Source organism: Paracoccus marinaquae (genome assembly GCF_018860165.1).
GTDB lineage: Bacteria > Pseudomonadota > Alphaproteobacteria > Rhodobacterales > Rhodobacteraceae > Paracoccus > Paracoccus marinaquae.
Genome location: NZ_JAHKNG010000041.1, coordinates 19,808 through 28,922, shown reverse-complemented (window position 1 = coordinate 28,922; position 9,115 = coordinate 19,808). Strand labels below are relative to the sequence as shown.

Here is a 9,115-nt window from a genome sequence, read left to right as displayed (position 1 = left end):
AGCAGGTCCTCCGGGCGCTCAACGCCTTTCAGCAACTCGTCCAGAATTTCCTTGGAGATCGTCATACATGCTTCCTTTCGGTGAAGCATGGACCCGATCAATCATACACAAAAGATCGGACACTCCCCGCTGGCATCACCGAAAATTTCATTGACCTGATCCTGTGAAATCCCGACAGACGAATAATCCACCGATCTGACGGCGGCCCCCGAAAAACGCACCGCCGTCAGATCGGTTTGCGAACTCATCCGCGCCTGCCACAGGTCCGCCCCCTCCATCCGCGCCCCGCGCAGGTCCGCCCTCTCCATCCGCGCCTGCCACAGGTCCGCCCCCTCCATCCGCGCCCCGCGCAGGTCCGCCCTCTCCATCCGCGCCTGCCACAGGTCCGCCCCCTCCATCCGCGCCCCGCGCAGGTCCGCCCCCTCCATCCGCGCCCCGCGCAGGTCCGCCCTCTCCATCCGCGCCCCGCGCAGGTCCGCCCCCTCCATCCGCGCCCCGCGCAGGTCCGCCCCCTCCATCCGCGCATCGAACAGAACCGCCCCCTCCATCCGCGCCCAGCTCAGGTCCGCCCTCTCCATCCGCGCCAAGCTCAGGTCCGCCCTCTCCATCCGCGCCCCGCGCAGGACCGCCCCCCGCAGATCGACGCCGGCCAGATTCCGGCGTGGCAACAGGGCCAGCGCGTCCCTGCGGGTTTTCTGCCATTCCACCGCATAGCGTCCTGCCATGTTTTCAAAGGCTGCCACGCAACGCGCGCCCTTGTTTTGCGGTGCAGCCGGCAATTCCTTGTCGCACCAAAGCTGTTGTTGATGCTCCAGAAAATCGGCGGGTTCAGCATCCGAAAGCGGGCCGGGACCACAGGCGAGTGTCGAGACGCCATTCTGTTCGCACCACGCGCGGCGATAAACCTGTTCCGCCTCGTCCCGAGGCAACCAGCCTGCGGGCGTTTCGACGAAAACAGCGTTCTGCAGTTGTGCCTTGGCCAGAAGATCGGGCCACAGCGTCGTCCTATCCTGCAAAGGCCACATATTCACCGCCCGCACAAATCCCGTGATCGGGATCAGAACGAATGCGGCCCCGATGATCAGATCGGTCAGCCACGACCTGCGTCGATCCGCCCTGCGGCTGACGCCATGATGCAGCACCCACCCGCTTTCGGCCCAGACGAGCACCGACAGGAACAGCGACCCGCCGCAGAACAGCAGGGTCAGCCATCCGTCATGCTTTGGCATCGACCGCCACCAGAACCCGGTCAGTATGATCGGCGTTGCCCAGAAAATCAGCGCGGTGACGACCAGATTGGCCAGCCATTGCAGCGGAAACCTGCGGTGGCCCCGGCCGCGGATATGCAGGGCGTAATCGACCACCAGCCATGGGTTCAGCGCGCCGGCATCCGGCGCGTCCGGATGCGCCAGCGCCCGCCACAGCCGCATCAGATAGAAATGCAGATGCGCATACAGCATCACGCCAAGGACCGGTGCGATATAGAAGAACAGCGCGGTCGGGATGGTGACCCCGATCAGCGGCAGTTCGGTCCGCCGCTCGGGCATGAAGAAATCCAGATCGACGACCCCGATCAGCGTCACCCCGACAAAGGCCAGATAGGACATCAGCAGGAACCAGTTGGTCTTGCAGGTGGTGATCAGCGCGTTGACCTGACCGGCGGTCGGCGCGTCCGTCGCCGGGGCCGGCGGCGCATCGCCCGCCGCCTGCCGGCGGCGGTGCAGGATATGGCGCAGATTGATCCGGTTCCCCTCGCTCATCGCATGATTGTGCCACAGCCCGGCCCGGCCGCAAACCGCGCACCTTGCCCGCCGCCCGCGTCTGCCCTACACGGTGCCGAAACCGTTCCAAGAGGCCGCTCATGCGTCTGTCGCGCTATTTCCTGCCCGTCCTGAAAGAGGACCCGAAAGAGGCCCAGATCGTCAGCCACCGGCTGATGCTGCGCGCCGGCATGATCAAGCAGCAGGCGGCGGGGATCTATTCCTGGCTGCCGCTGGGCTTCAAGGTGCTGCGCCGGATCGAAGCGATCGTGCATGAGGAACAGCAGCGCGTCGGGCACATTCCGCTGCTGATGCCGACGCTGCAATCGGCCGATCTGTGGCGCGAGAGCGGCCGCTATGACGATTACGGCGAGGAGATGCTGCGCATCCGCGACCGGCACAAGCGCGACCTGCTCTACGGCCCGACGAACGAGGAGATGATCACCGACATCTTCCGCGGCCATGTGAACAGCTACAAGGATCTGCCGCTGACGCTGTATCACGTCCAGTGGAAGTTCCGCGACGAGATGCGGCCCCGGTTCGGGGTCATGCGCGGGCGCGAGTTCCTGATGAAGGACGGCTATAATTTCGACCTGACCCGCGAGGACGCGCTGCATGCCTATAACCGGCATCTGGTCAGCTATCTGCGCACCTATGAGCGCATGGGCCTGCAGGCGATCCCGATGCGCGCCGATGGCGGCCCGATCGGCGGCGATTACACGCATGAATTCCTGGTCCTCGCCGAGACCGGCGAATCCGAGGTCTTCTATGACAGCGCGATCACCGACCTGACCTTCGGCGACCGCGAGATCGACCATGACAGCCACGCGGCCTGCCAGGCGGTGCTGGAGGAATTCACCTCGCGCTATGCCCGCACCGACGAGACCCATGACGAGGCGATCTTCGCCCAGGTTCCCGAGGAGCGCCGCCGCTCGGCGCGCGGGATCGAGGTCGGGCAGATCTTCTATTTCGGCACCAAGTATTCGGAACCGATGGGCGCCACCGTGGTCGGCCCCGACGGCAGCCGCGTGCCGGTGCACATGGGCAGCCACGGCATCGGCGTCAGCCGCCTTCTGGGCGCGATCATCGAGGCCAGCCATGACGACAAGGGCATCATCTGGCCCGAGGGCGTGACCCCCTTCCATGTCGGCATCGTCAACCTGAAACAGGGCGACCCCTCGACCGACAGCGCCTGCGAGGCGATCTATCGCGACCTGAAGGCGCGCGGGCTGGATCCGCTTTATGACGACCGCGACGAGCGGGCGGGCGCGAAATTCGCCACCATGGACCTGATCGGCCTGCCCTGGCGGATCACCGTCGGGCCGCGCGGGCTGGCCAGGAACAAGGTCGAACTGACCAGCCGCCGCACGGGCGAGGCCGAGGAAATCGCGGCGCAGGACGCGATCACGCGGCTGGCGGGCGTCTATGCGCCGATCCTGGGACAGCCGGTCAGCGCGGCATGACGGGACTGCTGCGGATGCTGGTGGCGATCGTCTTCGCCGCGGCCTTCTCGCAGTTCCCGGCCTTTTCGGACCAGTATGTGCAGCGGCTTGGCGGGCAGCTGGATGCGCTGTCGCTGATGGCGCAGGAATTCGACGCCAGCGCGGCCAGGGCCGGACTGAGCCGCGACGCGGCGCTGGCCGACCTGACGGGCAGCGATTTCCGCGCCGCCCATCAGGCCGATCTGCGCGCCCAGTTCGCCCGGCTGGACCGCGCCCGCGCCGATTACCAGACGCTGCGCCTTGCCGGCCCGCTGGAGCGGATGCTGCTGCCGCACCGGCTGCGCGATGCCGAGACGCTGGCGGCGACATGGGGCGATTTCCGCCCCGCCATTCCGGTCACCGTCGCGGGATTGGTCGCCGCCGCGTTCGGGTTCGTCCTCGGCTGGGCCGTGCTGATGCTGCTGGCCCTGCCCTTCCGGCAGCCGCGCGAGCCTCTGGGCTGGCGCTGATTGCCCGCCGGACCCTTAAAACCTGTCCCAATATCCAAAGTTGACGTGGCGAGAAGCGACTTTCCTTTTGTGCGACGCCCTTCTAACCTGCCCGGCAGGATGTTGTTCCAACGGGGAGACAAATCAATGAAAAAACTGCTTCTTGCAACCGCCGCCGCAACTCTTGTCGCGGGCGCGGCCGGTGCCGAGGAGATCAAGCTGGGTATCTCGCTCGGCTTCACCGGTCCGCTGGAATCGCTGGCCGGACCGATGAGCGGCGGCGCCCAGCTGGCGATGAAGGAGATCAGCGAATCGGGCAAGCTGCTGGACGGCTCGACCGTCGTGGCGGTCACCGGCGACTCGACCTGCGCCGACGCCGCGGCCGCCACCGCCACCGTCGAGCGCCTGATCACGGCCGAGGCGGTGCGCGGGATTATCGGCGGCATGTGCTCGGGCGAGACCATCGCCTCGCTGGAGAATGTCGGCAAGCCGAACGGCATCGTCATGATCTCGCCCTCGGCGACCTCGCCGGCGCTGTCGGATATCGAGGATAACGGCCTGTTCTTCCGCACCGCGCCTTCGGATGCGCGTCAGGGCGAGGTGATGGCCGATGTGCTGATGGAAAAGGGCATCGGCTCGGTTGCCGTGACCTATACCAACAACGACTACGGCAAGGGTCTGGCCGACAGCTTCGAGGCCGCCTACGAGGCCAAGGGCGGCAAGGTCACCGTGAACGCGCCGCATGACGACGGCAAGGCCGACTATTCCGCCGAGGTCGCGGCGCTGGCCGCAGCGGGCGGTGATGCGCTGGTCGTGGCCGGCTACATCGACCAGGGTGGCTCGGGCGTGACCCGCGCGTCGCTGGATACCGGCGCCTTCTCGACCTTCGTCTTCCCCGACGGCATGGTCGGCACCGCGCTGGAGGAAAAGTTCGGCGCCGAGACCGCGGATTCGATCGGCATCAACCCGGCCGCAGCCGGCGACGGCCGCGCCACCTTCAACGAGATGGCCAATGCCGAGGGCTTCGACCCCAACTCGCCCTATGCCGGCGAGGCCTATGACGCCGCAGCCCTGATCCTGCTGGCGATGCAGGCCGCGAAATCCACCGATCCGGCGGTCTACAAGGACAAGATCACCGAGATCGCCAACGCTCCGGGCGAGCCCATCCAGCCGGGTGAACTGGGCAAGGCGCTGGAAATCATCGCCGGCGGCGGCGATGTCGATTACGTCGGCGCCAGCTCGGTCGAGATGGTCGGCAACGGCGAAAGCGCCGGCTCGTTCCGCGAGACGGTGATGAAGGACGGCAAGCTCGAGGTCGTCGGCTATCGCTGAGGCAAACGATGCAATCCCGGCCCGGCACCTGCAAAGGCGCCGGGCTTTTCTGCATTGGCAAATGCCGGCTTGAGGGCCAGACTTGGCCGGGACCGGCAGTACAGGAACGCATGGAATGATCAGGGTCGAGGACCTTCACCGCCATTTCGGGGGCTTTCGCGCCGTCGATGGCGCCAGCCTGACGATCGAGACCGGTTCGATCACCGGCCTCATCGGTCCGAACGGGGCCGGAAAATCAACACTTTTCAACGTGATCGCAGGGGTCCTTCCACCGACTTCGGGGCGTGTCTACATGGATGGACAGGACATCACCGGCCTGCCCCCGCACGAATTGTTCCACCGCGGCCTGCTGCGCACCTTCCAGTTGGCGCATGAATTCGCCTCGATGAGCGTGCGCGAGAACCTGATGATGGTGCCCGGCGGCCAGACCGGCGAGACGATCTGGAACACCTGGTTCCGGCGCGGCCAGATCGCCCGCGAAGAGGCCGAACTGCGCCGCGCGGCCGACGAGGTGCTGGACTTCCTGACCATCAGCCATCTGGCCGACGAGAAGGCCGGCAACCTCTCGGGCGGCCAGAAGAAGCTGCTGGAACTGGGCCGGACGATGATGGTCGATGCCAAGGTGGTCTTTCTCGACGAGGTCGGCGCCGGCGTGAACCGCACGCTGCTGGGCACGATCGGCGATGCCATCATCCGGCTGAACCGGGAACGCGGCTATACCTTCTGCGTCATCGAGCATGACATGGATTTCATCGGCAAGCTGTGCGACCCGGTGATCGTCATGGCCGAGGGCAAGGTGCTGGCCGAGGGCACGGCCGACGAGATCATGCAGAATGAAGAGGTGATCGAATCCTACCTGGGCCGAGGGCTGAAGAACAAGGATATGGTGGCGACATGAGCGACGCGGACAGCACATTCGGCAATCGCGGCAACCGCGACGCCTCGGTGGTGAACCCGCATGGCCGCGGCACCATCGACGGCAGTCGCAAGTCGGGCCCCACCGGTCCGGGCAAGGCGGGCGATCCCTTCCTGATCGGCGAGAACATGTCCGGCGGCTATGGCCGCGGACCCGACATCCTGCATGACTGCACCATCGCCGTCGAGAAGGGCGAGATCGCGGTCATCGTCGGCCCGAACGGCGCCGGCAAGTCCACCGCGATGAAGGCGATCTTCGGGATGCTGGATCTGCGCAAGGGCAGCGTCCGGCTGGACGGGCGCGACATCACCGCGCTGAACCCGCAGGACCGGGTCAAGGCCGGCATGGGCTTCGTGCCGCAGGTCAACAACATCTTCCCCTCGATGACGGTCGAGGAAAACCTCGAAATGGGCGCCTTCATCCGCAGCGACGACATCCGCGAGACGATGGAACAGGTCTTCGAGCTGTTCCCGGCGGTGGCCGAAAAGCGCCGGCAGGCGGCGGGCGAGTTGTCGGGCGGCCAGCGCCAGCAGGTCGCGGTCGGCCGGGCGCTGATGACCCGGCCCGACGTTCTGATGCTGGACGAGCCGACCGCGGGCGTCAGCCCGATCGTCATGGACGAGCTGTTCGACCGCATCATCGCCATCGCCCGCGGCGGCATGCCGGTGCTGATGGTCGAACAGAACGCCCAGCAGGCGATGAACATCGCCGACAAGGCCTATGTGCTGGTGCAGGGCGCCAATGCCCATACCGGAACCGGCCAGGAACTGATGGCCAATGACGAGGTGCGCCGCACCTTCCTGGGGGGCTGAGCATGGATATCCTGAACGCCATTGTGGCCCTTCTGAACTTCGTCATCATTCCCGCCACCGCCTACGGCGCGCAGCTTGCCCTGGGCGCCCTAGGGGTGACGCTGATCTATGGCATCCTGCGATTTTCCAACTTCGCCCATGGCGACACCATGGCCTTCGGCACCGCCATTACCATCCTGGCGACCTGGGGGCTGCAGGCCGCGGGCGTGAGCCTTGGACCGCTGCCCACGGCGCTGCTGGCCCTGCCGGTCGGGATGGCCGCCACCGCGCTGCTGGTGCTGGCGACCGACCGCGCGGTCTATCGCTTCTATCGGGTCAAGAAGGCCGCGCCGATCATCCTGGTCATGGCCTCGGTCGGCGTCATGTTCGTGATGAACGGCCTCACCCGGCTGCTGATCGGCGTCGACGAGGAACGCTTTGCCGATGGCGCGCGCTTCGTCATCGACGTGCGCAGCTTCCGCGAGATGACCGGCTTGCAGGAGGGGCTGGCGCTGCGCACGACGCAGCTTCTGACCGTCGTCATCGCCTTCGTCGTGGTCTGGGCGCTGTTCTGGTTCCTGAACCGCACCAAGTCGGGCAAGGCCATGCGCGCCTATTCCGACAACGAGGATCTGGCGCTGCTGTCGGGGATCGACCCCGAACGGGTGGTGCGCATGACCTGGATCATCGCCGCCTCGCTGGCGACCATCGCCGGGGTTCTTTACGGCCTGGACAAGTCCTTCAAGGCCTTCAACTATTTCCAGATCCTGCTGCCGATCTTCGCCGCCGCCATCGTCGGCGGGCTGGGCAGTCCGCTGGGCGCCATCGCCGGCGGCTTCGTCGTGGCCTATTCCGAGGTCGCGATCACCTATCCCTGGCTGAAGATCGCGGGCTATCTGTTCCCCGGCTGGCAGCCCGATGGGCTGCTGCAACTGCTGGGGACCGAATACAAGTTCGCCGTCAGCTTCGTCATTCTGATCGTCGTGCTGCTGTTCAAGCCCACCGGGCTGTTCCGCGGCAAGTCGGTGTAAGGGAGGGCCGCTCATGTCCACCAACCGTCAAGCCGCAGCGACCAGCCCCTGGCGCGCCCCGATCCTGTTCGCGGTCCTTGCGCTACTGTTCATCCTCGAGGGCACCGTGCGCAACTCGATGTTCTCGGGCAGCTGGAACACCTCGCTGGCGATCCTGAACATGGGGCTGATCTCGGCCATCACCGCGCTTGGGGTGAACATGCAATGGGGCTATGCTGGCCTTTTCAACGTCGGCGTCGTCGGCTTCCTGGCCCTCGGCGGCCTTGCCCCGGTGCTGGTCGCCCTGCCCCCGGTCGAGGGTGCCTGGGCCGCAGGCGGGCCGCGCCTGCTGATCGCGCTGGCCGTGGGGCTGGGCACGCTGGCCCTGGCCGTGCAGGCCTGGAAACGCCTCTCGGGCGGCCGCGGGCTGGCCGTCATGGTGATCGTGATCGCCGGGTTCGTGCTTTACCGCTGGCTGTTCGATCCGGCGGTGGACGCGATCGAGGCCAACAATTCGGCCCGCTACGGCAATATCGGCGGCCTTGGCCTGCCGGTGCTGCTGTCCTGGGCGGTGGGCGGCGTCTTTGCCGCCGCCGCGGCCTGGGCGGTGGGCAAGGTCGCGCTCGGGCTGCGCTCGGACTATCTGGCCATTGCCACGCTGGGCATCGGCGAGATCATCGTGGCGGTGATGAAGAACGAGGACTGGCTGGCCCGCGGGGTCAAGAATGTCAGCTCGATCCCGCGCCCGACGCCCTACGAGATTGACCTGCAACAGAACCCGGAATTCGTCGAATTTGCCGCAAGCTGGGGCTTCGGCGCCGCCGAGGCCTCGGGGATCTGGGTCAAGATCGGCTATATGTCGCTGTTCCTGGTGGTGCTGCTGTCGATCATCCTGCTGGCGGAACTGGCGCTGAAATCGCCCTGGGGCCGGATGATGCGCGCGATCCGCGACAACGAGGTCGCGGCCGAGGCCATGGGCAAGGACGTGACCGCCCGGCATCTGCAGATCTTCGTGCTGGGATCGGCGGTCATCGGCATGGCCGGGGCGATGATGATCACCCAGGACGGGCTGATGGCGCCGACCGGCTACAACCCGTTGCGCTATACCTTCCTGATCTGGGTGATGGTGATCGTCGGCGGCTCGGGCAACAACTGGGGGGCGGTGCTGGGCGCGGTCCTGATCTGGTTCCTGTGGATCAAGGCCGAGGTCTGGGGGCCCGCGCTGATCGGGCTGCTGACCTCGCCCCTGCCCGATGGCGGCCTGAAAGAGCATCTGCTGGACAGTTCGGCCCATATGCGTTTCATCGCCATGGGCTTGGTGCTTCTGCTGGTGCTGCGCTTCGCCCCGCGCGGGCTGGTGCCCGAAAACTAGGGTG

Annotated in this window: 8 protein-coding genes; 7 read left to right on the top strand and 1 reads right to left on the bottom strand. The window is 66.3% G+C overall.

Annotated features, from left to right (window positions below; genetic code table 11):
- Window positions 1-101 precede the first annotated feature (101 nt).
- A complete protein-coding gene (locus KNW02_RS17020; RefSeq protein ID WP_216034432.1) occupies window positions 102-1,760 on the bottom strand; it encodes a pentapeptide repeat-containing protein in 1,659 nt (552 codons plus the stop codon).
- 101 nt (window positions 1,761-1,861) lie between these two features.
- Here KNW02_RS17020 and proS point away from each other — a divergent pair, with 101 nt between their 5' ends.
- From proS to KNW02_RS16985, 7 genes are all read left to right on the top strand, one after another.
- Entirely contained in the window at window positions 1,862-3,223 is a 1,362-nt protein-coding gene (gene proS, locus KNW02_RS17015) for a proline--tRNA ligase (RefSeq protein WP_216034431.1), read from the top strand.
- Window positions 3,220-3,711, top strand: a complete 492-nt coding sequence (locus KNW02_RS17010; RefSeq protein WP_216034430.1) for a DUF2937 family protein — start codon at window positions 3,220-3,222, stop codon at window positions 3,709-3,711. Before proS ends, KNW02_RS17010 begins: the two co-directional genes overlap by 4 nt.
- Window positions 3,712-3,837: 126 nt before the next feature.
- Window positions 3,838-5,022 (top strand): ABC transporter substrate-binding protein, encoded by a 1,185-nt coding sequence (locus tag KNW02_RS17005; protein WP_216034429.1) that lies wholly within the window; start codon window positions 3,838-3,840, stop codon window positions 5,020-5,022.
- A 115-nt stretch (window positions 5,023-5,137) separates the two neighbouring features.
- A complete protein-coding gene (locus tag KNW02_RS17000; RefSeq protein ID WP_216034428.1) occupies window positions 5,138-5,920 on the top strand; it encodes an ABC transporter ATP-binding protein in 783 nt (260 codons plus the stop codon).
- On the top strand, window positions 5,917-6,750 hold the full coding sequence (locus KNW02_RS16995) for an ABC transporter ATP-binding protein (protein WP_216034427.1): 834 nt from the start codon (window positions 5,917-5,919) through the stop codon (window positions 6,748-6,750). The genes KNW02_RS17000 and KNW02_RS16995 overlap by 4 nt, the downstream gene beginning before the upstream one ends.
- A gap of 2 nt (window positions 6,751-6,752) precedes the next feature.
- On the top strand, window positions 6,753-7,760 hold the full coding sequence (locus KNW02_RS16990) for a branched-chain amino acid ABC transporter permease (RefSeq protein WP_216034426.1): 1,008 nt from the start codon (window positions 6,753-6,755) through the stop codon (window positions 7,758-7,760).
- A gap of 13 nt (window positions 7,761-7,773) precedes the next feature.
- Window positions 7,774-9,111, top strand: a complete 1,338-nt coding sequence (locus tag KNW02_RS16985; protein ID WP_216034425.1) for a branched-chain amino acid ABC transporter permease — start codon at window positions 7,774-7,776, stop codon at window positions 9,109-9,111.
- Window positions 9,112-9,115 lie beyond the last annotated feature (4 nt).

Coding starts and splice junctions, on each gene's coding strand:
- KNW02_RS17020 (WP_216034432.1), bottom strand. CDS start 1,760: ATGAGCGAGGGGAACCGGATCAATCTGCGCCATATCCTGCACCGCCGC.
- proS (WP_216034431.1), top strand. CDS start 1,862: ATGCGTCTGTCGCGCTATTTCCTGCCCGTCCTGAAAGAGGACCCGAAA.
- KNW02_RS17010 (WP_216034430.1), top strand. CDS start 3,220: ATGACGGGACTGCTGCGGATGCTGGTGGCGATCGTCTTCGCCGCGGCC.
- KNW02_RS17005 (WP_216034429.1), top strand. CDS start 3,838: ATGAAAAAACTGCTTCTTGCAACCGCCGCCGCAACTCTTGTCGCGGGC.
- KNW02_RS17000 (WP_216034428.1), top strand. CDS start 5,138: ATGATCAGGGTCGAGGACCTTCACCGCCATTTCGGGGGCTTTCGCGCC.
- KNW02_RS16995 (WP_216034427.1), top strand. CDS start 5,917: ATGAGCGACGCGGACAGCACATTCGGCAATCGCGGCAACCGCGACGCC.
- KNW02_RS16990 (WP_216034426.1), top strand. CDS start 6,753: ATGGATATCCTGAACGCCATTGTGGCCCTTCTGAACTTCGTCATCATT.
- KNW02_RS16985 (WP_216034425.1), top strand. CDS start 7,774: ATGTCCACCAACCGTCAAGCCGCAGCGACCAGCCCCTGGCGCGCCCCG.